Here is a 20,261-nt window from a genome sequence, read left to right as displayed (position 1 = left end):
GCTGGAGCCCATCTGAAGGCGGTTGAGGCTGGCTGGCGACACGCGGTAATCCTTCAGGCGGTGGTAATTGATCGGACGATGCACGGCGTCTCTGCTATCGACACTCGACAGCGCCCGGCGATCCATCGGCGTGCGGAGCACGCGCTCCGTATCGGCAACTGGCGCCCATCCTACCGTGGTTGAGCGCATTGGCACAGAAAGCCAAAGGGTAAAATTCTCCAGTGGCTCAGGCAGGCGCTCAAGGTTGCTCGGCAACGACCGTGAAATCGCGCACGAAGCCGGGCTCCAGGCGCCGAGCACCGGAACCTAGCTGGCCAGTTCCGTCACTGGCATCTTGGCTGCGCTCGCCCGATAGCCCTGGGGATTACTCTTCTGCCAGCGCCATGAGTCAGCGAGCATGGCATGCAGGCCCCGCGCGGCGCTCCATTGCAGCTCGCTCCTGGCCTTGCTGGGGTCGGCCCAGCACTGGGCGATATCACCAGGGCGGCGGGCGACGATGCGAAAGGGCAACGCACGGCCGATGATCGCTTCGAAGGCGCGGACCATTTGCAACACCGAGTAGCCTTGCCCCGTACCCAGGTTCCAGACCGTGGCGCCACGGCTGTGCGCGAGCCGCTGGAGGGCCAGCAGGTGGCCCTCGACCAGGTCCATCACGTGAATGTAGTCGCGCACCCCGGTGCCGTCACTGGTGGGGTAATCATCACCGTAAATGCTCAGCTGCGGCTGTCTCCTGACCGCCACCTGCAGCATGTAGGGCAGCAGGTTGTTGGGGATGCCGTTGGGATCCTCGCCGATCAGCCCGGACTCATGGGCGCCGATGGGATTGAAGTAACGCAACAGTGCAATCGACCAGCGCGGATCGGAATGGGCGAGCGCCTTGAGGACGTTTTCCGCCATCAGCTTCGACTGCCCATAGGGGTTGGTCGGAATGCCGGTGGGGCAGTCCTCCTGTATCGGCATGCTGACCGACTCGCCATACACGGTGGCCGAGGAGCTGAACACCAGACGGAAGATGCCCGCGTCGGCCATCGACTGACACAGGGTGATGCTGCCTGCCACGTTGGTTTCGTAGTAGCGCAGCGGATCGCGAACGCTTTCGCCAACGGCCTTCAGGCCGGCGAAATGCATGACCGCGGTGATCGGCCAGCGTCGGAACAGATCGTCGAGCAGGCCACGATTGCGGATGTCACCCTTGATGAAATGCGGCTTGCGCCCGGCGATGAGCGCCACGCGCTCCAGCGACGTTCGCGAGCTGTTGCACAGATTATCCAGTACCACGACCTCATGCCCGGCCTGCAGCAGCGTCAGCACTGCATGGGAGCCTATGTAACCGGCACCTCCTGTGACCAATATCATGGTTGTCTCCTATGGGATCAGGTCGCTCGGTTGAAACCGCCCATGGATGTGCACTACGACACGGGTCGCCTGCATGGCAGGAAGAAGATCGACTACACAGGGTCCGACGAGGGCCGCTTCGTACTAGTTCAGGTCAAGGGATGAACGCGTGATTCGCTGACCTTTCAGCCGATCTGTTGAACTGCCCGGAGCCACCCACCGTCCACCCCTCGCACTCGTCCGGTTAAGCGAAACGGCCGTGCCAGAGCCCCGGCGCTTCGCTTGTGGGGCTACTCGAGGAGGCACGAACATGAGCTGGGCAGGATCCTTTCAAGGGCAGATCGGCACGTCGCAAAGGCCGTCGAACGAGGCCGAAGCCGCTGTCATCTTCGACCCCGCCATCCCCACGTTGCTGTGTCTTTCGCACCTGCGTTGGAGCTTCGTCTATCAGCGCCCGCAACACCTGATGTCGCGCTTCGTGCGTGACTACAACGTACTGTTCTTCGAGGAGCCGATCGGCAGCGACGAAGCCCTGCCCTGGCTGGAAGTGCGCGCCGATGAACGAGGCGTCCAGGTGCTGGTACCGCGCCTGCCACATGGCCTGGATACCCAGGCGAGCAATACCGCCATCCGTGCTCTGCTGGACATCTACCTGGCCAGGCTGGAGGTCGATGACCTGCTGCTCTGGTACTACACGCCCATGAGCCTGGCGTTCTCGGCCCATCTGCAACCGAGGGTGACCATCTATGACTGCATGGACGAGCTCTCGGCCTTCCAGGGCGCCCCGCCGGAACTGGTCGAGCGCGAGCGCGATCTGCTGGCCCGTGCCGATCTGGTGTTCACCGGCGGCCATAGCATCTGGGAGGCCAAGCGCACGCTGCACGCCAACGCACACGCCTTTGCCAGCAGCGTGGATATCGCCCATTTCGCGGCTGCACGCCAGGCCCAGAGCGATCCGCCGGATCAGGCCGAAATCGACCGCCCGCGCCTGGGTTTCTATGGCGTGATCGACGAGCGTTTCGATATCGAGCTGCTACGCACCGTGGCGACGATGCGCCCCGACTGGCAACTGGTGATGATCGGCCCCGTGGTCAAGATCGACCCGGCCAGCCTGCCCGAGCAGGCGAACATTCATTACCTCGGCAGCAAGACCTACGATGAGCTGCCCCGCTACCTGGCAGGCTGGGATGTGGCGCTGATGCCCTTTGCCATGAACCCGTCGACACGCTTCATCAGCCCCACCAAAACCCCGGAATACCTGGCCGCAGGCCGCCCGGTGGTGTCCACGCCGATCAACGATGTGGTGCGCAGCTACGGCGATTGCGGCCTGGTGCTGATCGCCGGTACCGCCGAGGAATTCGTCGCTGCCTGTGAACAGGCACTCGCCCTTGCCGCCGACCACGATGCCATGTTCAGCGCCGCTGACCGCGTGCTCGCAGGTATGTCCTGGGATCGTACCCAGGCCGACATGAAGGAGATGATCGAATGCATCCGCTGAATCCCGGAAACGCCGCATCGCGCAACGACCAGCTACATGATGAAGACAGCCCGCGGGCGTTCGATTACCTGATCGTCGGCGCCGGTTTCGCCGGCAGCGTGCTCGCCGAGCGTCTGGCGGCCGGCCTGGGCAAGCGCGTACTGGTGGTCGACCGGCGCTCGCACATCGCTGGCAACGCCTATGACCATTACGACGAAGCCGGCGTGCTGGTGCATCGCTACGGCCCGCACATCTTCCATACCAATGCCCAGCGCATCGTCGACTACCTGTCGCGCTTCACCGAATGGCGCCCCTACGAGCACCGCGTGCTGGCGGTGGTCGATGGCCAGCAGGTGCCGGTGCCGATCAACCGCACCACGCTCAATGCCCTGTATGGACTGAACCTGCAAAGCGACGAAGACGCCGCCGCTTACCTGGCCAGTCGTGCCGAGCCGGTAGCCGCCATCCACACCAGCGAAGACGTGGTGGTCAACCAGATCGGCCGCGAGCTGTACGAGAAATTCTTCCGCGGCTACACCCGCAAGCAGTGGGGCCTGGACCCATCGCAGTTGGACAAGATGGTCACCGCACGGGTGCCGACGCGAACCAATACCGATGACCGCTACTTCACCGACACTTTCCAGCAGATGCCGCTGCACGGGTACACGCGCATGTTCGAGCGCATCCTCGATCACCCGAACATCAGCGTCAGGCTGAACACCGACTACCGGCAGATTCGGGACGAGGTCGAGCACGGGCACCTGATCTACTGCGGCCCCGTCGACGAATACTTCGACCACTGCTTTGGCAAGCTGCCCTATCGCTCGCTGAAGTTCGAGCACCACACCCTCGACCAGCAACGCTTCCAGTCGGTGGCGACGGTCAACTACCCGGACGAGGCGGTGCCGCACACACGCATCAGCGAATACAAGCACCTCACCGGCCAGCAGCACGCCGCAACCAGCATCACCTACGAATACCCGTCGGCCGAAGGCGACCCCTACTACCCGATCCCGCGCCCGGAAAACGCCGAACTGTACAAGCGCTACGAGCAACTGGCGGGGGAAACGCCTGGGGTCACCTTCCTCGGCAGGCTCGGCACCTACAAGTACTACAACATGGACCAGGTCGTCGGTCAGGCGCTGGCGCTCTACAAGCGTATCGAGCAAGCCGGTGGCGAGGTTGCAGAGCATGAAAGCGCCGAGCACGGCGAAAGCCTTGCCACATAGGACCCGCGATGCACCTCCCTTCCCTGTTCGACAGTTTCTTTCTCGGCGGCTACGAGTGCTCGACCCATCGCCGTGACGATGGCAGACGGCTCGATCTGATCGACGGCACGCGACACGCGCACTGGGCGGCGAACGACTATGCCGCATTGCGGCGGCACGGCATCCGCTCGGCTCGTGACGGCTTGCGCTGGCACCTGATCGAGCCCACGCCACGGCATTACGACTGGTCGAGCTTCGTGCCGCAGCTGAGGGCAGCCGAGCAGGCTGGCGTGCAGGTGATCTGGGACCTGTGCCACTACGGCTGGCCAGACCATATCGATATCTGGCGGCCGGAATTCGTCGAACGCTTCGCACGTTTCGCCGAAGCCACCGCCCGCCTGGTTCGTGAAGAAAGCGATCGGGTGCCCTTCTACTCGCCGATCAACGAGATGTCCTTCCTGGCCTGGGCCGGTGGCGATGTCGCTTACCTGGCGCCACTGGGCAGAGGCCGTGGCGACGAACTCAAGCATCAACTGGTGCGGGCCAGTATCGCCGCCATCGAGGCGATACGCGGGGTCGACCGTCGCGCGCGTTTCGTTCAGGTGGACCCGGTGATCCACGTGGTGCCACGGGGCAATCGCGCGGATGCCCAGGCCGAGGCCGAGCGCTACCGACTTGCCCAGTTCCAGGCCTGGGACATGCTCGCCGGGCTGCAATGGCCGGGGCTTGGTGGCCGCCCGGAGTATCTGGACATCGTCGGCGTCAACTACTACCCGAACAACCAGTGGTTCTCCGGTGGCGGCACGCTGTGGCGCGGTGAGCCAGGTTACCGGCCGTTCAGCGGCATCCTCGCCGAGGTCTACCAGCGTTATCGACGGCCCGTGCTGGTGGCGGAAACCGGCGCCGAGGGTGACCTGCGCGGCGAGTGGCTGCGCTATATCGGCGAACAGGTGCGCCTGGCCCTGCAGCGCGGACTGCCCCTGGAAGGCATCTGCCTGTACCCGGTGCTCGACTACCCCGGCTGGACGGATGACAGGCATTGCCCGGCAGGCCTGTTCGGCTACCCCGACGAACACGGCGCGCGGCCGGTGTGCGAGGCGCTGGCCGAAGAGCTGCGGCGTCAGCAGTTCCATGTCGACACCCTCGCCGCCCAACGGGTGGCGCGCACTTGAGCCGCTCGGCAGCGCGAGAACTGCCCGGCCGACCGGTGGCCTTCCTTGCCCATTACGTGCGCCGTCGCCCCTGGCATTTCGGTGGCATGTTCCTGCTGATTCTCGGCGCCAGCGCCTGTGCAGTGGCCGTGCAGTACGGCATGAAGCTACTGGTCGATGCCATGGCCACCGACGACCGGCAGCACGCCGAGGTGTGGTTTCCGCTGGGATTGTTCATCGGCCTGATCGTGGTCGAGAACGTCTTCTGGCGGCTCGGTGGCTGGCTGGGTTGCCACACGGTGGTGGCCAGTTGCGTGGACTTGCGTGTCGACCTGTTCCGCCACCTCACCGGTCACCCCATGGGCTACTTCGCCCGGCACTTCGCCGGCGCCCTCGGCAACCGCATTTCCGCTACCGGTCAGGCGGCAGGCTCGATCTATGGTGGCCTGGCCTGGAAGATCATGCCGCCGTGCGTGGATTTCGTCGGTGCCGTGCTGGTGCTGTTCACCGTGCACACGCGCATGGCTCTGGCGCTGATCGTGTTCGTGATGATCGTGGCCGCGCTGATTACCGCCTTCGGCATCCGCGGGCGCAGCAAGCACCAGCGCTTCGCGGCACAGGCGGCGCGGGTCGGCGGCGAGCTGGTGGATGTGGTGTCCAATGTCTGGACCATCAAGGCGTTTTCCGCGCGCGACCGCGAGAGCCGCCGCCTGGCCGAGGAGATCGGTCTGGAAGCCCACGCGCAGCGGCGCAGCTGGATGTACCTGGAAAAGGCACGGGTGATCCACGACATCTGCCTGTCGTTGATGGCGGGCGGCATGCTGGTCTGGGCCATCCAGCTATGGATAGCCGGTACCGTGACCGCTGGCGACGTGGTGATGGTCAGCGCCCTGACCTTCCGCATCCTGCACGGCTCCCGCGACCTGGCCCTGGCGCTGGTCGACACCACCCAGCAACTCGGCGCCATCGAAGACACCCTGCGGATCATCGTGCAGCCCCATGAGCTGGACGATCCGGAAACCCAGCTGGCGCTGTCGCGCGGCGATATCGAGTTTCGCCATGTGGCGTTCGCCTACCCGGATGGCCGGCGCGTGTTCGAGGATTTTCAGTTGCATATCCCGGTCGGCCAGAAGGTCGGTATCGTCGGGCCTTCCGGCGCAGGAAAATCCACCCTGCTCAGCCTGATTCAGCGCCTCGACGACGTGCAGGCCGGCAGCGTGATGATCGACGGCCAGGACATCAGCGAGGTCAGCCAGGACAGCCTGCGCGCTCGCATGGCCGTGGTGCCTCAGGAGACCGCGCTGTTCAACCGCAGCATTCGCGAGAACATCCGTTATGGCCGGCCGGACGCCAGTGACGACGAGGTCACGGCAGCCGCTCATCATGCGTTCTGCGACACCTTCATCCGCGAGCTGCCGCAAGGCTACGACACCCAGGTGGGCGAGCGTGGGGTAATGCTTTCCGGTGGTCAGCGGCAACGTCTCGGCATCGCCCGGGCATTTCTCAAGGACGCGCCGATTCTGATCCTCGATGAAGCCACCTCGGCTCTGGACACGCACTCCGAAGCGGAAATCCAGGCAGCTCTGGCCAACCTGATGCAGGGCCGCACGGTGCTGGCTGTGGCGCACCGGCTGTCGACGCTGGCCAGTTTCGACCGCGTGGTGGTGCTCGAAAAGGGTCGCATCGTCGAAGACGGACCGCCTGAGCAGTTGCGCCAACAGGGCGGCAGCTTCGAACGCTTATGGCGTCTTCAGGCAGCCGGGTTCGACGCGACCTGACAGTCGCCTGCGCAACGTGCCCCTTGTCGGAGCAAGTGCGTTACCCGCCACCCCCGCAGGAGCGCCGACCCCGGTGCGAAGCGATAGTGACTACACCGGGATGTCAGCATTGCCTCGCGATTCGCCCGCAAGCGGGCTCCTACAGGTGATTGCAGGCGCTTGGTTAAATGCGTCACCGCCACGCCCGTAGGAGCGTCGACCTCGGCGCGAAGCGATAGTGGCTGCACCGGGATGTCGGCATTGCCTCGCGATTCGCCCGCAAGCGGGCTCCTACAGGTGATTGCAGGTGCCTGAGTGCATTACCCGCCACCACCGTAGGAGCGCCGACCTCGGCGCGAAACGATAGTGGCTGCACCGGAATGTCGGCATTGCCTCGCGATTCGCCCGCAAGCGGGCTCCTACAGGTGATTGCACACGCCTGGGTAAGTGCATTACCCGCCACCACCGTAGGAGCGTCGCCCCCGGCGCGAAACGATGGTGGCCGCACCGGGATGTCGGCATTGCATCGCGATTCGCCCGCAAGCTGAACTGGTCAAGTAATTCTGGACACCGTTTATGGTTTAGGCCGCCAGCTTCTCTGCAGCCACGGGTGATCGGTAGCCGTTATAACTGTGAGGCCTGATGGTGTTGTAGCGCGTGATGTAAATCTGCACATCCACCCGGGCCTCATGCTCTGTTTCATAACCTCCATCGGGCACCCATTCCGACTTCAGGCTGCCAAAGAAACGTTCCATTGGAGCATTGTCCCAACACTCGCCTTTGCGACTCATGCTCTGCTGAAGACCATGCCGGCTCAGCTCATCCCTGAATCGATGGCTGGTGTACTGGCAGCCTTGATCGGAGTGGAACAGCACATTTGTCGGGTGCCCCCGCAGTTCAATGGCCATTCGCAACGCCTCGCAGGCTAACGCCGCATCCGAAATCAACGAGAACGACCAGCCCACGACACGCCGGGCAAACAGGTCTAGAACCACCGCCATGTAAAGCCACCGTTTCCCAATCTTGATGTAGGTGACATCCCCACACCACACCGTGTCAGGAGTCTTTACATCGAACCGGCGCTTGAGGACATGCGGTGCCGTTAACGCCTCTACTCCTGAGGACTTGTACTTGTGCCGGCGACGTTGCCGACTGGCGATACCGGCTTCAAGCATCAGTCCACTCGCCTTGAAACGGCCCACCCGGTGGCCGTCGGCCTGCAGCAACTTGGCCAACGTGCGAGCACCAGCCGATCCTCTCGTGGCTCGGTGATGCCTGACCAGCTTGGCCTTGAGCTGCTCGCGCTCAGGGCAAGGTCGGCCTTTGCGTTGACGCCAGTTGTAAAAGCCGCTGCGACTGACGGCCAGTACACGGCAACATTCATTGATGTCGTACTGCTCGCCCAGCTTTTCGATTAACGCGAAGGTTCCTTGGCGTCCGCAAGCAGGAGAGCACTGGCCTTTTTTAGGATTTCGATGTCCCGGTCTTTTTGCTTGAGCAAGGCATGTAACCGCTGAATTTCTCGCTGATCAGAGGTTATCGCCTTGGCTCCAACCGGCGTGATGCCTTCACGCTCCTGGCGCAACTGACTGACCCAGCGGCGAAGTGCGGTGGGCCCGATATCCAGATTGGCGCAGACCTGGGGCACTGATTGCCCTTCGTCCAGCACCATGCTGGCCGCCTTGATCTTGAAATCGTTCGAGTAGGAGTTACGCATAACAAAACACCCCCTGTTGTGGACGCCATCATAGCGCCCGATTGAGGTGTCCAGATTTATTAAGCCAGTTCAAGCGGGCTCCTACAGGTGAATGCAGGCGCCTGGGTAAATGTGTCACCGCCACGCCCGTAGGAGCGCCGACCTCGGCGCGAAGCGATAGTGGCTGCACCGGGATGTCGGCATTGCCTCGCGATTCGCCCGCAAGCGGGCTCCTACAGGTGATTGCAGGCGCCTGAGTACATTACCCGCAGCAACTGTAGGAGCGTCGACCTCGGCGCGAAGCGATAGTGGCTGCACGGCGATGTTGATGCTGCTTCGTCACTCGCCCGCAAGCTCAGCCAGGCATAAAAAAACCGGACTCGAGGCCCGGTTTTTCGTACGGCTCGGCGTATCAGCCGCGGCCTTCGCGGTAGAGGTTCTCGAAGCAGAAGTTGGTCGCTTCGATGTAACCCTCTGCACCACCGCAGTCGAAACGGCGGCCCTTGAATTTGTAGGCCAGTACGCAGCCTTCCTGAGCCTGTTTCATCAGCGCGTCGGTGATCTGGATCTCACCGCCCTTGCCTGGCTGGGTGTCATTGATCAGGTCGAAGATGTCCGGAGTGAGGATGTAGCGACCGATGATCGCCAGATTCGACGGCGCGTCTTCGGCCTTGGGCTTTTCGACCATGTGGCTGACACGGAAGATGTCGTCACGGATCATCTCGCCGGCGATCACGCCGTACTTGTGGATTTCTTCCATCGGTACTTCCTGTACCGCGACGATCGAGCAGCGGAACTGGTTGTACAGCTTGACCATCTGGGTCAGTACGCCATCGCCTTCGATGTTCAGGCACAGGTCGTCGGCCAGTACCACGGCGAACGGTTCGTCACCGATCAACGGACGGCCACTGAGAATGGCGTGGCCCAGGCCCTTCATTTCCACCTGACGGGTGTAGGAGAAGGTGCAGTTGTCGATCAGGCGACGGATACCGACCAGGTATTTTTCCTTTTCGGTGTCGCGGATCTGATGCTCGAGCTCATAGCTGATGTCGAAATGGTCTTCCAGGGAGCGCTTGCCACGACCGGTCACCATGGCGATCTCGGTCAGGCCGGCGTTGAGGGCTTCCTCCACGCCGTACTGGATCAGCGGGGTGTTGACCACGGGCAGCATTTCCTTGGGCATGGCCTTGGTCGCCGGGAGAAAGCGGGTGCCATAACCGGCGGCTGGGAACAGGCATTTCTTGATCATGTGTTTTCCTTGAGTGGTCAATGTTGCACAAGTCGCTGAACCGCTGGCATCAGGAGGTCTGGCGCAGCCGTTCGTAGTAATAGGGCAGTCGCAGCAAAGCGTGGCGCGCTGCGGCGGCGCGCCGTTCATTATTGTCTCCGGGGAAGGTGACGGTCTCGCTGGTCACCCCTTCATGCTCGGCGAGACGCGTGGCGCAGGCGAAGCACATGGCGCCGTCGATCACTTCCTGGCCGCTCTTGTCGTCGGCGGTCGGTGCGCCGGTAATGGCCAGGATGATGTCGGCACTGCTGACCTTCAGCACGCCGATAGCCATCTCACGGGCGACTTCCTCGCTGTTCATGCCGAAGGTCTCGATGGTCTCCAGCTTGACGCCGAGGCTGGCTTGCATCGCGCGCTTGGAATAGGCGACGAAACCGCTTTCTAGCACGCCGTCACAGCCCGGTACCGCCGCGACGGTAGCGGCCAGCAAGCCGGCCGTGGCCGACTCGGCAGTGCTCAGCACCAGGTTGTACTTTTCCAGGAAATGGACCGCCTGCTCGATGTTTTGCATGCTGGCGAAATTCTCCGACCCAATCGTTACTGTGTGTCTATGGCAGTGCATGGGGCACACAAGTTCCGGACAATTAGCAGAGACCATTTATCGAGCAGCCTGAACTCTTTGCACCGCCTGTTTTTCCCACGCTAGACAGCAGGCCGAACCCAAGGGGCAATGAAGTGAATACTCTGCGCAAGCTGCAAGACACCCATGAACTGCATGACGTGAGCGATAGCTCGATCCGCACTGCATTCATCCAGGCATTGAGCGAGAAAGCGCGCCCTCTGTTCGAAGAAGCAGCCAGTTATGCCCGCAATCACGATCTCGACGTGGTGGTCGATCTGGTGCTGGAAAACGACAAGCCGCGCCTGATCCTGGCGGTCAGTCGCCCCGATGAAGGTCTGGTGAGCAGCTACAGCCTGGTCGCCAACCTTGCCGCGCAGCGCATGCTGCACGAGGAGTACTACGCCGACAGCGGCGATATCCATCGCCAGGAATCGCTGCTGGCGTCGGTCAACGAAAAGGTCATCGATACCCGTCTGGCCAACTTCTTCCGCAAGGGCTTCGCCCTGCCACTCGATTACATCAACGAGCGTCATCCCATCGGCTTCTGGTGATCGCAGCGTTTGCCTGATCCTGGGCAATGTTCCCCTGCATTCGCTGACCTACAGTAGATGTCTGTCAGCAATGCGGGAATCGCCATGCAAGTGGATGTCGTCATCGTCGGAGCCGGGCCGGCTGGTCTGTGCCTGGCCCGTTCCCTGTCCGGCCACGGACTTTCCATTCGGCTGATCGAACGCCAGCCCCTCGATGCCGTGGCGAATCCGCCGCCGGATGGCCGTGAAATCGCCCTCACCCGTGCCTCGCGACAGACGCTGGAGTCACTGAGCATGTGGCGGCATCTGCAGGCCGACGAGATATCTCCACTGCGTGACGCCCAGGTGTTCAATGGCTCCTCGCCTTACGCACTGCGCATCCTCGCGGCCTCGGCTGGCGCAGAGCGTCTGGGCTGCCTGGTACCCAATCAGGCGATCCGCCGCTCGGCGTTCGCGGCGCTGAGCGACTGCTCAGACGTCGAATTGCTGAGCGGCTGCACGATCACGGAGCTGCAGTGCTCCAGGCACGCCGTGGCGCTGCGCCTGAGCGATGGCCAGCACTTCAATACACGTCTGCTGGTGGCAGCCGACAGTCGTTTTTCGGAGACCCGGCGACGCCTGGGAATCGGCGCGCGCATGGAGGACTTCGGCAAGAGCATGCTGGTCTGCCGCATGGCCCACGAGCGCAGCCACCAACAGGTGGCCTGGGAGTGGTTCGGTTACGGGCAGACGCTCGCCCTGCTCCCGCTTAACGGCAACTGTGCCTCAGCGGTGCTGACCCTGCCGGCGCAGGAAATGAACGAGATGCTGACGCTTGCGCCGGACGCTTTCGCCCGAACTATGGAGCGCCGTTTCGAGCGACGCCTCGGGCGCATGGCGCTGATTGGCGAACGCCATGTCTATCCCTTGGTGGGCGTCTATGCGCAGCGCTTCGCGGGGCTGCGCTGTGCATTGATCGGTGACGCCGCGGTGGGCATGCACCCGGTGACGGCCCATGGCTTCAACTTGGGTGTGCAGAGCCAGCAGCGGCTGGCGGGGGTGTTGCTCGATGCAACGCGCGCGGGTCGCGACATCGGCGACCCCGCCGTTCTGCAGCGATACGCCGGAGCCCAGCAGCGCGCCAGCTGGCCGCTGTATCAGGCCACCAGCCTGCTGGTGCGGCTGTACACCGACGATCGAATGCCCACACGCCTGCTGCGCAATGCCGGGCTACGCCTGGCGCAGAACCTGCCGCCGTTCAAGGCGGCACTGGCCCGGCACCTGACGCAGGTCACGGGCTGATTCAGCTGTCGGCAGCGCGCTGCATGTTGACCCGCTGACGCCACTCCATGTAGGTCTTGAGGAACAGCGTGAACAGCGCCATGCAGGCCAGCAGGGCCGCAGCGGTGAAGGCTGCCACCGGCTTGTAGTCGTTGTTCAGCTGATCCACCAGCAGCGGCAAGGTCAGGGTCTGGTTGAGGATGGTGCCGGACACCACCGAGACCGCACCGAACTCGCCCACTGCCCGCGCATTGGTGACCACCACGCCGTAGAGCAGCGCCCATTTTATGTTGGGCAGCGTGATATGGCGGAAGATCTGCCAGCCATTGGCACCCAGACACAGCGCCGAGGTTTCCTCGTCGTTGCCCTGGGACTGCATGACCGGAATCAGGATGCGCGCCACGTAAGGCGCGGTGACGAACACCGTGACCATGACGATACCGGGCCAGGCGAACATCAACTGCATGTCGTTATCGTAGAACCATTGGCCCAGGGCGGTTTCCAGCCCGTAGACCACCAGGTAGCAAAGACCGGCGACCACCGGCGACACGGCATAGGGAATGTCCACCAGGGTGGTCAGCAGCTTGCGGCCACGGAAATCGTAATGGGTCACGCACCAGGCCAGCAGGATGCCGAAGCACAGGTTCAGCGGCACGGTGAGCGCGGCAACCAGCAGGGTCAGGCCGATGGCGTGCTGCATGTAGTCCTGGGAGAGGTTGTCGACCAGCACGCTCCAGCCGCCACTGAGCGCCCTGGTGAAAATCAGCGCCAGGGGAACCAGCAGCATCAGCGCGACTGCGCCGAGGCCGAGCATGATGAGTAACCATTGATGCCAATGCTGAGGCTTTTTCATCGGCTCTGCCTCTGCCATTTGAACAAGCGCCCCTGCACCACCTGCAAGGCGAAGAGCAGGAACAGCGAAGCCAGGAGGATTACCGACGCGATCGCCGCCGCTGCTGGGTAATTGAATTCCTGCAGGCGCACGAAGATCATCAGTGACGAGACTTCGGTCTTGAACGGGATGTTGCCGGCGATCATGATCACCGCGCCGAACTCGCCCAGGCTGCGCACGAACGCCTGGGATGCACCGGTGATCAACGCCGGCGTCAGGCTCGGCAGCACCACGTAAGCGAAGCTCTGCCACTTGTTGGCACCCAGGGTGCTGGCCGCCTCCTCGTACTCGGTGCCCAGGCTCTGCAGCACCGGTTGCACGGTACGCACCACGAACGGCAGGCTGGTGAACACCATGGCGATCAGCAGGCCGGGATAGGCATAGGCGATCTTGATACCGGCGGCGTCGAAATACTGGCCAAGCCAGCCACCGGGCACCAGCAGGGTCGCCAGGGTCAGGCCGGCTACCGAGGTCGGCAGCGCGAACGGCAAGTCCACCAGCGCATCGACCAGGCGACGGCCAGGAAACTCGTAACGGGTGATGATCCAGGCGATCAGCAGGCCGATCAGTAGCACGATCACCGTCGAGTAGAAGGCGCCGCTGATGGTCACCTTGTAGCTCTGAACCACGCGCGGATCGCTGATCGCCTGCCAGTATTGCGCCCAGCTCATGTCGCTGACGTACAGCAACAGTGCGGACAGCGGAAACAGGATGACCAGCGACAGGTAGAAGACGCTGAAACCGAAGCTCAGGCCGAAGCCCGGCAGCAACGGATTCTGCAGGAAGAAAACGGGGGTCTTGCTCACTCGAAAGTCCTTCAATGCACAAACCGCCGGAAGGTGGCGGTTTGTGAAATACAGCTGATGCAGCTCAGCCTTCAGCGATCATCACGATCTCGAAAGCCGCAGGGCCGACGCGCAGCAGATCGTTGCGACAGCCAAATTACCGGCCTTGGGCCAGAAGCTGGTCAAGAATAGCATTGCCGTCGAAGTGCTTGGCCGTGATCTCGTCCCAGGTGCCGAGGACTTCGGTCGGGTTGATCAGGCGCAGATCCTGGAACTGACCAGCCGTCGCAGCGGCCACTTCCTTGTCCTGTACGCGGTAGTGGTAGGTGGTCAGCAGCTTCTGGATGTCCTTGCTGTACTGGAAGTCCAGATAGGCCTTGGCGACATCACGGGTGCCCTTCTCGTCGACCACCTTGTCCACCACGGCGACCGGGAATTCGGCCAGCACGCTGACCGGCGGCACGATCACCTCGAATTCACCGGATTTGAACTCTTCGCCCTTGGCGATATTGACCACTTCAGATTCGAAGCTCAGCAGCACGTCACCCTGCCCGTTCTGAGCGAAGGCCACGGTGGCACCCCGACCGCCGGTGGGGAAGTTCTCGACGTTGTGGAGGATCTTGCCGACGAATTCCTTGATCTTGGCTTCGTCCCCCTTGAACGCTTCGTTGGCGTACAGCCAGGCGCCCAGGTAGCTGTAGCGAGCGTTGCCGGAGGTTTTCGGGTTGGGGAATACCAGTTTCACGTCCGAACGGGCCAGATCGTCCCAGTTCTTGATGTTTTTCGGGTTGCCCTTGCGCACCAGAAAAGCAGTGGTGCTGTAGTACGGCGAGCTATGGTTGGGGAACTGCTCGGCCCAATCCTTACGCACCAGGCCACGTTTGGCCAGAATGTCCACATCGGTGACCTGGTTGAAGGTCACGGTGTCGACCTTCTTGCCCTGAATGATGTCCTGAGCCTGGCGCGAAGTCCCGGCGAACGACTGGTCGATTTTCAGATCCTTGCCGGTCTCGGCCTTCCAGTGGGCCTGGAACTTGGGATTGATCTCGGCGAACAGCTCACGGGCGACGTCATAGGAGGCATTGAGAATGGGTTTGTCCGCAGCCAGCGCAGCGGCGCTACCGAGCAGCGAGGTGGTGACGGCAGTCGCCAGCAGGAGTTTCTTGAGCATGATCCAGGGTTTCCTTACGAGATGGATACGGATGACGGCGTCAGTCTGCTTGACGGCCTTATGCCGTAAAAGAATCTATTTATCATAAACATATTCCACTACGCACTAGAAAGGCCACTTCCCTCCTCCATTCCTGTAACCAGCTTTTAGCAAGACAGCTAAATTCCCAAAAAGAATTACCACATGAAAATTGATTATTTATGGATCTAAAAAAGTCTGGGTAGAGTCGGCACATACGCCACAGCGCAAGAGAACCACCATGACCCATACCGCCACAGTGATCGATTTCACCAGCTACCGTAAACGCCGCCAGGCGCGGCTCATGGCTGAAGCGATGTGGGCCATGTACGCGAGTCGTTTCAGCTTTCCGGCCGCTCAGCTACAAATGGCGCACGTGGATCAAGCCTGCCGGAGCTGAGGGCCATGACCACGATCAGCCCCTTTCCCGCCAAACCTGAAGTCGTCGGCGCGCCCGACGACAATGAACCTGACGACCAGACCAGCCAGTTGGTCGCCCACAACCTTCAGCGCCTGCGCTGCAAACGCAACCTCTCCCTGGATGCCCTCGCCCGCCAGTGCGGCGTGAGCCGTGCCATGCTGGCGCAGATCGAATCAGGTCGCAGCACGCCGTCGATCAAGGTGCTGTGCAAGATCGCCAAGGGCCTCAAGGTGTCGGTGGCCGCCTTTCTCGAAAGCCGTGCATTCGAAGGCGTCGCGCTGTTGCCGGCGCGCACCAGCAGGCGTCTGGTGAGTGCCAGCGGCGCATTCGTCAGCAGGGCGTTGTTCCCGTTCGATATCGCTCGACAGTCGGAATTCTACGAGCTGCGCCTCGCTCCCCTGGCCGAGGAGCAAGCCGATGGGCATGCTCCCGGAACCCAGGAAAACCTGGTAGTGGCCCAAGGCGTGCTGGAAGTCTGCGTCAACGAGGAGCGCTACCTGTTGTCGACTGGCGACGCGATTCTCTTCTACGCCGACCAGCCACACCGCTACCGCAACCCGGCAGACAGCGAAGCGCTGTGCTATCTGGTGGTCAAGTATCCGGAACGGCTGGACTGAAAACGCAGAAGCCCGGCGCAAGGCCGGGCTTCTTTTGGTGGCCTGCCATCCCTGGCGGTCGCCCTACAGGCGGTCGCAAGCGACGTCAAAAATCGCTCCTGGCGATTTTTTGCCACTGTCTACTGCTGTCGAATCAGCAGGTGCAGCACATCATCGGCATGCCATTGCAGCTCATCATCATCGGCATACCGGAATCCATCATCTTCATCATCAGTTCGCAGCAGCGCTTGAACATCATCATGTCCATACCGGGCATCGGCATCATCTTGCACATCATCATGCCGTCGGCGCTCATGCTGCATTCCATGGCGCACTGCATGGACGGCATCGGCATGCCCATACCCATGGCAGGCATCATCATCATGTTCATCGGCATCTTGGCCATGGCGTCCTGCGACATGCACATCATCGACATGTTGCCGCAGTGCATCATCATCGGCATGGCGCAATCCATCATCATGGACATCATTTCGGCGCTGTTCTTGAACATCGCCTTGTCCATGCCAGCAGCCGGCATCATGGTGCAGTTCATGCAGTCGGCCTGCATGTCGCAGCTCATGGTCGCCATCATCATGGGCATGCCCATCATCATCGGCATGTTGGCATTCATCGGCATTTGCATTGCGTTCATCATGGTGAACTCCTTGATTGGCTGGAAGGGTCTTGAAGCTGTTTCGTTGGAGGCGATTCTAGGCCGCTCAGCACACCAGACAAGCTGTCAGCAGCGCAGCCAAAACGGGCGTGTTGACGGGGAAAATCGAGCGATTTGCGTCACCGTAACGTGCCCCAGCGTCGGAAACGACGCTTCAGCGATCATCGTAGATGCCATGAAGTGGATATGGACGTTATGGATATATCTTTCAGCGCTTAGCAAATAACCGAAGTGAATAATCGTTCTAACCTGAGCGCAAAAAATCGTCCTGAAGGCGACACCCTTGCCTATTGCCTGTCTCAGACCACCGTCTGACAACTTCACGAGCCCTGAATGCAGCAAGGCCCGCCTGGTTTCCCGGGCGGGCCTTGCTGACTTGCAGCTGCCGTCAGGAGCGAATCACTCCTTCCACTTGCCGCCTTCGACGATGATCGCCTGCGGGTCGGTACCTTCCGCCAGCTCCGGGCGCACGTACTGGTCATACAGAGCGAGCAGGAACTTCTCTTCTCCCAGCTTGGCCAGCTCGTCGTTCACCCAGTCGCGCAGTTCGATATTGCCCTTCTTCACTGCAGGTGCGATCGGAGCTTCATCACCCAGGGTTTCGGGCAGAACGCGATAGCCCGGATTCTGCTTGGCCCAGCTGAACAGCACCAGGTTGTCCTGGGCGTAGGCATCGCCGCGGCCGTTGGCCAGCGCCTGCAGCGACTCGGAGTTCTTCTCGAACTTGAGCAGCTTCCACTCAGGATGGTTCTTGGTCAGCCAGATATCGGCCGTGGTGCCGGTGGTCACGATGGTGGTCTTGTCGGCCAGATCATCGAGTTTCTGCACCTCACTGCCGTCGGCCACCAGAGCCTGAACGGCGACACGCAGGTTGGGATTGGTGAAGTCCACCGCTTGCGCACGCTCGGGAGTGACGGTCATGTTGGCGAGGATCAGATCGACCTTGTCGCTCTGCAGGAACGGGATGCGGCTGGCCGGCTCGACCACCACGAACTCGACTTTCTTCTCGTCACCGAGCAAGTCCTTGGCGAAGCGTTTGGCGATATCGGTATCGAAGCCGACGTGCTCGCCCTGCTCGTTGACGAAACCGAACGGCGGTTTGTCGCTGAAGACGCCGACGATCAGCTTGTCGCGGGCCTTGATCTTCTCCAGGTAGCTGTCGCTCGGTGCCGCTTCGGCAGCGGGTGGCGTCGGGGCGGCAGGCTCGGCAGCGGCCTGCTTGGGTTCATCGGACGGGCCGCAGCCAATCAGCAGGCTGGCGGCGAGTAACGGGAATGCTAGGGCAGATTTGAAGGTCATTGCGCTTTCCTTTTGGGCATGTTTTCCACGTAGGAGAACTTCTCCAGAAACTGCTGCGCGCGTGCGGTTTGCGGGTTGCTGAAAAAAGTTTCAGGGTCGTTCTGTTCGGCGATCACGCCGCCGTCCATGAACAGGATTCGGTCGGCCACCGCCCGGGCGAAGGCCATTTCATGGGTGACGATGAGCATGGTCATGCCGCCTTCGGCGAGGCCCAGGATGACTTCCAGCACTTCCTTGACCATCTCCGGGTCGAGGGCTGCGGTCACCTCGTCGAACAGCATCACCTGCGGGTTCATGCACAGCGCACGGACGATGGCGATACGCTGCTGCTGCCCACCCGACAGCTCGCGGGGATAGGCATTGCGCTTGTCCAGCAGGCCGACCCGCTCGAGCAGACGCTCGGCCTGCGCGAGGGCTTCGGCGAAGGGACGCTTCTGCACCTTGAGCGGGCCGAGCAGGATGTTCTCCAGCACCGTCTTGTTCGGGAACAGGTGGTAGCTCTGGAATACCATGCCGATTTCCTGGCGCACGGCACGCCAGTCGGTCTTGCCATTCAGCTCGTGGCCGGCGAAACGCAGGCTGCCGCCCTGCCCTTGCTCGAGGCCATTGAGGCAGCGCAGCAAGGTACTTTTGCCGCAGCCGCTGGGGCCGAGAATCACCACCACCTCGCCGCGTTCGACGCGCAGGTCGACGGCACGCAGCACCGGTGTGGCGCCGAAGCTTTTACTGAATGAAGAGAGTTCGATCAACGCGGTCATGCATGACTCCAGCGCCGTTCAAGCACACGCGAAGCGGCCGACAGCGGATAACAGAGCACAAAGAAGAACAGGAACAGAAAGCCGTAGATCAACACCGACTCGTAGGTGCGTTCGATGATCTGCTGGCCTACCTTGATCACATCCACCACACCGATCAGCACCGCCAGCGAGCTTGTCTTGATCAGCCGCGTATAAACGTTGATGGTCGGCGGCGTGATGCGTTTCAGGGCCTGGGGCAGCAGCACCTCGCCGTACAGCTGCCAGGTATTCAGACCGATTGCCAGGCCCGCCTCGCGCTGACCAGGTGGCAGAGATTGCAAGCCGCCGCGCACCACCTCGCCCACCTCGCTGGCGCCCCACAGCGACAGCACCAGCACCGCGCACCAGAAGCTCGGCACGCTGATACCGGCGAAGATCGGCAGGCCGAAGAAGAACAGGTACAGCCAGACCAGCACCGGGATCGCCCGGAACATTTCCAGATAGACCCGCAGCACACCGTCGACCCAGCCCGAACCCAGGCTGCGCAGCACGCCGTAAAGCACCCCGCCAGCGGTACTGAAGGCAATGGCCGACGCCGAAATACTCAGGGTTTCCCAGGCGCCGCGGGCCAGTTGTGGCGCCGACACCCAGAGCAGCTCAAGACCCGAACTGGCCATGTTGCAGCCTCCTTTCCAGTACACCCAGCAACAGCGACAGCGGCAGGAACAGCAGCACGCACAGGGCGGTCATCACCGCGAGCATCTCGTAGGTCTTGTAGTACAGAGCGATGTAGCTCTTGGTGGTGTAGAGAATCTCCGGCACTGCCACCGCCGATACCACGGTGGTTTCCTTGAGCAGGAAGATGAAATTGGCGAACAGCGCTGGCAGGCTCAGCAGACCGGCCTGGGGCAGGATCACGTGGCGCAACAGTTGCCAGCGCGACAGGCCGATGGACAGCCCCGATTCGATCTGCGCCTTGGGCACCGCTTCCACCCCGGCGCGCAGCACCTCGGTCAGGTAGGCACCGCCGAGAAAGGTCATGGCGATGATCGCCGCCGCGAAACCGGACAGCCGAATGCCGATCACCGGCAAGGCGAAATAGATGAAGAACAGCTGGATCAGCAACGGCGTGTTGCGCGCCACCTCGACGTACAAGCCGACCAGGCGGCGCAGCAAAGGCACCCGCCAGACCAGGATCGCCGAGTTGAGCAGCGCTACCAGCAAGGAACAGGCGATGGCAATGGCACCGACCTGCAGGGTAACGCCAACGGCTTTCAAAAAGGCCGGCAGCGTCGATAAAACGAATGGCCAGTCGAAGCTCATGGCTGCGCACCGCCGTCATACAAGGGGGCCTGCACCTGCAGGCCGGTTACCACGAACGAACGCATCATCAATACCAGCAGTC

General features: G+C 62.0%; 21 protein-coding genes. 8 read left to right on the top strand and 13 right to left on the bottom strand.

Features of this window, described 5'->3' with window-relative positions:
• Positions 1–306: 306 nt before the first annotated feature.
• On the bottom strand, positions 307–1,356 hold the full coding sequence (gene galE / locus FHR27_RS06695; RefSeq protein ID WP_179538129.1) for a UDP-glucose 4-epimerase GalE: 1,050 nt from the start codon (positions 1,354–1,356) through the stop codon (positions 307–309).
• A 289-nt stretch (positions 1,357–1,645) separates the two neighbouring features.
• On the opposite strand from galE, the gene FHR27_RS06690 reads away from it, so the two are divergent.
• The 4 genes from FHR27_RS06690 to FHR27_RS06675 are packed head-to-tail and all read left to right on the top strand — an operon-like array spanning position 1,646 to position 6,949.
• On the top strand, positions 1,646–2,833 hold the full coding sequence (locus tag FHR27_RS06690) for a glycosyltransferase family 1 protein (RefSeq protein ID WP_179538128.1): 1,188 nt from the start codon (positions 1,646–1,648) through the stop codon (positions 2,831–2,833).
• Complete coding sequence (glf, locus tag FHR27_RS06685; RefSeq protein ID WP_179538127.1) at positions 2,821–4,041, top strand: UDP-galactopyranose mutase; 1,221 nt, start codon at positions 2,821–2,823, stop codon at positions 4,039–4,041. The genes FHR27_RS06690 and glf overlap by 13 nt, the downstream gene beginning before the upstream one ends.
• Before the next feature lie 8 nt (positions 4,042–4,049).
• A complete protein-coding gene (locus tag FHR27_RS06680) occupies positions 4,050–5,192 on the top strand; it encodes a beta-glucosidase (protein ID WP_179538126.1) in 1,143 nt (380 codons plus the stop codon).
• Entirely contained in the window at positions 5,189–6,949 is a 1,761-nt protein-coding gene (locus FHR27_RS06675; protein WP_042556724.1) for an ABC transporter ATP-binding protein, read from the top strand. Before FHR27_RS06680 ends, FHR27_RS06675 begins: the two co-directional genes overlap by 4 nt.
• A 560-nt stretch (positions 6,950–7,509) precedes the next feature.
• Here the strand turns inward: FHR27_RS06675 and FHR27_RS06670 are convergent.
• The 4 genes from FHR27_RS06670 to FHR27_RS06660 form a co-directional block, all read right to left on the bottom strand.
• Positions 7,510–8,316, bottom strand: coding sequence for an IS3 family transposase (locus FHR27_RS06670; protein WP_264650106.1), 807 nt, complete (start codon positions 8,314–8,316; stop codon positions 7,510–7,512).
• A gap of 26 nt (positions 8,317–8,342) precedes the next feature.
• Complete coding sequence (locus tag FHR27_RS26855; protein WP_257026799.1) at positions 8,343–8,645, bottom strand: transposase; 303 nt, start codon at positions 8,643–8,645, stop codon at positions 8,343–8,345.
• 391 nt (positions 8,646–9,036) lie between these two features.
• Positions 9,037–9,873 (bottom strand): UTP--glucose-1-phosphate uridylyltransferase GalU, encoded by an 837-nt coding sequence (gene galU / locus FHR27_RS06665; RefSeq protein WP_179538125.1) that lies wholly within the window; start codon positions 9,871–9,873, stop codon positions 9,037–9,039.
• A gap of 49 nt (positions 9,874–9,922) precedes the next feature.
• The gene (locus FHR27_RS06660; protein WP_042554635.1) at positions 9,923–10,423 is read right to left on the bottom strand and encodes a CinA family protein; all 501 of its coding nucleotides are present in this window, start codon (positions 10,421–10,423) and stop codon (positions 9,923–9,925) included.
• Positions 10,424–10,587: 164 nt separating this feature from the next.
• Here FHR27_RS06660 and FHR27_RS06655 point away from each other — a divergent pair, with 164 nt between their 5' ends.
• Together FHR27_RS06655 and ubiM are read left to right on the top strand one after the other, a co-directional pair.
• Entirely contained in the window at positions 10,588–11,025 is a 438-nt protein-coding gene (locus FHR27_RS06655; RefSeq protein WP_052493816.1) for a hypothetical protein, read from the top strand.
• 84 nt (positions 11,026–11,109) lie between these two features.
• Positions 11,110–12,285 carry a 5-demethoxyubiquinol-8 5-hydroxylase UbiM gene (gene ubiM, locus FHR27_RS06650; RefSeq protein ID WP_179538124.1) on the top strand — a complete coding sequence of 392 codons (1,176 nt, stop codon included), beginning with the start codon at positions 11,110–11,112 and terminating at the stop codon, positions 12,283–12,285.
• A 1-nt stretch (position 12,286) separates the two neighbouring features.
• Here ubiM and cysW read toward each other — a convergent pair whose 3' ends face one another.
• The 3 genes from cysW to cysP form a co-directional block, all read right to left on the bottom strand.
• Positions 12,287–13,117, bottom strand: a complete 831-nt coding sequence (gene cysW / locus FHR27_RS06645) for a sulfate ABC transporter permease subunit CysW (RefSeq protein WP_042554633.1) — start codon at positions 13,115–13,117, stop codon at positions 12,287–12,289.
• Positions 13,114–13,962: a sulfate ABC transporter permease subunit CysT gene (gene cysT, locus FHR27_RS06640; RefSeq protein WP_042554632.1), complete on the bottom strand. Its 849-nt coding sequence runs from the start codon at positions 13,960–13,962 to the stop codon at positions 13,114–13,116. The genes cysW and cysT overlap by 4 nt, the downstream gene beginning before the upstream one ends.
• Positions 13,963–14,098: 136 nt before the next feature.
• The gene (gene cysP / locus FHR27_RS06635) at positions 14,099–15,112 is read right to left on the bottom strand and encodes a thiosulfate ABC transporter substrate-binding protein CysP (protein WP_042554631.1); all 1,014 of its coding nucleotides are present in this window, start codon (positions 15,110–15,112) and stop codon (positions 14,099–14,101) included.
• Between the two features lie 259 nt (positions 15,113–15,371).
• Here cysP and FHR27_RS06630 point away from each other — a divergent pair, with 259 nt between their 5' ends.
• Positions 15,372–15,530, top strand: a complete 159-nt coding sequence (locus FHR27_RS06630; protein ID WP_179538123.1) for a hypothetical protein — start codon at positions 15,372–15,374, stop codon at positions 15,528–15,530.
• A 5-nt stretch (positions 15,531–15,535) separates the two neighbouring features.
• Entirely contained in the window at positions 15,536–16,168 is a 633-nt protein-coding gene (locus FHR27_RS06625; protein WP_042554630.1) for a helix-turn-helix domain-containing protein, read from the top strand.
• A 133-nt stretch (positions 16,169–16,301) separates the two neighbouring features.
• On the opposite strand, the gene FHR27_RS26850 is transcribed toward FHR27_RS06625, so the two are convergent.
• The 5 genes from FHR27_RS26850 to FHR27_RS06600 all read right to left on the bottom strand — a co-directional run bounded on the left by FHR27_RS26850 (position 16,302) and on the right by FHR27_RS06600 (position 20,179).
• A complete protein-coding gene (locus tag FHR27_RS26850) occupies positions 16,302–16,802 on the bottom strand; it encodes a hypothetical protein (RefSeq protein ID WP_042554629.1) in 501 nt (166 codons plus the stop codon).
• A gap of 417 nt (positions 16,803–17,219) precedes the next feature.
• The gene (locus tag FHR27_RS06615; protein WP_042554628.1) at positions 17,220–18,119 is read right to left on the bottom strand and encodes a transporter substrate-binding domain-containing protein; all 900 of its coding nucleotides are present in this window, start codon (positions 18,117–18,119) and stop codon (positions 17,220–17,222) included.
• A complete protein-coding gene (locus FHR27_RS06610; RefSeq protein WP_179538121.1) occupies positions 18,116–18,877 on the bottom strand; it encodes an amino acid ABC transporter ATP-binding protein in 762 nt (253 codons plus the stop codon). The genes FHR27_RS06615 and FHR27_RS06610 overlap by 4 nt, the downstream gene beginning before the upstream one ends.
• Positions 18,874–19,533, bottom strand: coding sequence for an amino acid ABC transporter permease (locus FHR27_RS06605; RefSeq protein WP_179538120.1), 660 nt, complete (start codon positions 19,531–19,533; stop codon positions 18,874–18,876). Before FHR27_RS06605 ends, FHR27_RS06610 begins: the two co-directional genes overlap by 4 nt.
• Complete coding sequence (locus FHR27_RS06600; protein WP_042554625.1) at positions 19,514–20,179, bottom strand: amino acid ABC transporter permease; 666 nt, start codon at positions 20,177–20,179, stop codon at positions 19,514–19,516. The genes FHR27_RS06605 and FHR27_RS06600 overlap by 20 nt, the downstream gene beginning before the upstream one ends.
• Between the last annotated feature and the right edge of the window lie 82 nt (positions 20,180–20,261).

The sequence above is a fragment of the Pseudomonas flavescens genome, assembly GCF_013408425.1.
Lineage (GTDB): Bacteria > Pseudomonadota > Gammaproteobacteria > Pseudomonadales > Pseudomonadaceae > Aquipseudomonas > Aquipseudomonas fulva_A.
This window is presented reverse-complemented; position numbering and strand designations above follow the sequence as displayed.

Coding starts and splice junctions, on each gene's coding strand:
- galE (WP_179538129.1), bottom strand. CDS start 1,356: ATGATATTGGTCACAGGAGGTGCCGGTTACATAGGCTCCCATGCAGTG.
- FHR27_RS06690 (WP_179538128.1), top strand. CDS start 1,646: ATGAGCTGGGCAGGATCCTTTCAAGGGCAGATCGGCACGTCGCAAAGG.
- glf (WP_179538127.1), top strand. CDS start 2,821: ATGCATCCGCTGAATCCCGGAAACGCCGCATCGCGCAACGACCAGCTA.
- FHR27_RS06680 (WP_179538126.1), top strand. CDS start 4,050: ATGCACCTCCCTTCCCTGTTCGACAGTTTCTTTCTCGGCGGCTACGAG.
- FHR27_RS26855 (WP_257026799.1), bottom strand. CDS start 8,645: ATGCGTAACTCCTACTCGAACGATTTCAAGATCAAGGCGGCCAGCATG.
- galU (WP_179538125.1), bottom strand. CDS start 9,873: ATGATCAAGAAATGCCTGTTCCCAGCCGCCGGTTATGGCACCCGCTTT.
- FHR27_RS06660 (WP_042554635.1), bottom strand. CDS start 10,423: ATGCAAAACATCGAGCAGGCGGTCCATTTCCTGGAAAAGTACAACCTG.
- ubiM (WP_179538124.1), top strand. CDS start 11,110: ATGCAAGTGGATGTCGTCATCGTCGGAGCCGGGCCGGCTGGTCTGTGC.
- cysW (WP_042554633.1), bottom strand. CDS start 13,117: ATGAAAAAGCCTCAGCATTGGCATCAATGGTTACTCATCATGCTCGGC.
- cysP (WP_042554631.1), bottom strand. CDS start 15,112: ATGCTCAAGAAACTCCTGCTGGCGACTGCCGTCACCACCTCGCTGCTC.
- FHR27_RS06630 (WP_179538123.1), top strand. CDS start 15,372: ATGACCCATACCGCCACAGTGATCGATTTCACCAGCTACCGTAAACGC.
- FHR27_RS06625 (WP_042554630.1), top strand. CDS start 15,536: ATGACCACGATCAGCCCCTTTCCCGCCAAACCTGAAGTCGTCGGCGCG.
- FHR27_RS26850 (WP_042554629.1), bottom strand. CDS start 16,802: ATGATGAACGCAATGCAAATGCCGATGAATGCCAACATGCCGATGATG.
- FHR27_RS06615 (WP_042554628.1), bottom strand. CDS start 18,119: ATGACCTTCAAATCTGCCCTAGCATTCCCGTTACTCGCCGCCAGCCTG.
- FHR27_RS06610 (WP_179538121.1), bottom strand. CDS start 18,877: ATGACCGCGTTGATCGAACTCTCTTCATTCAGTAAAAGCTTCGGCGCC.
- FHR27_RS06605 (WP_179538120.1), bottom strand. CDS start 19,533: ATGGCCAGTTCGGGTCTTGAGCTGCTCTGGGTGTCGGCGCCACAACTG.
- FHR27_RS06600 (WP_042554625.1), bottom strand. CDS start 20,179: ATGAGCTTCGACTGGCCATTCGTTTTATCGACGCTGCCGGCCTTTTTG.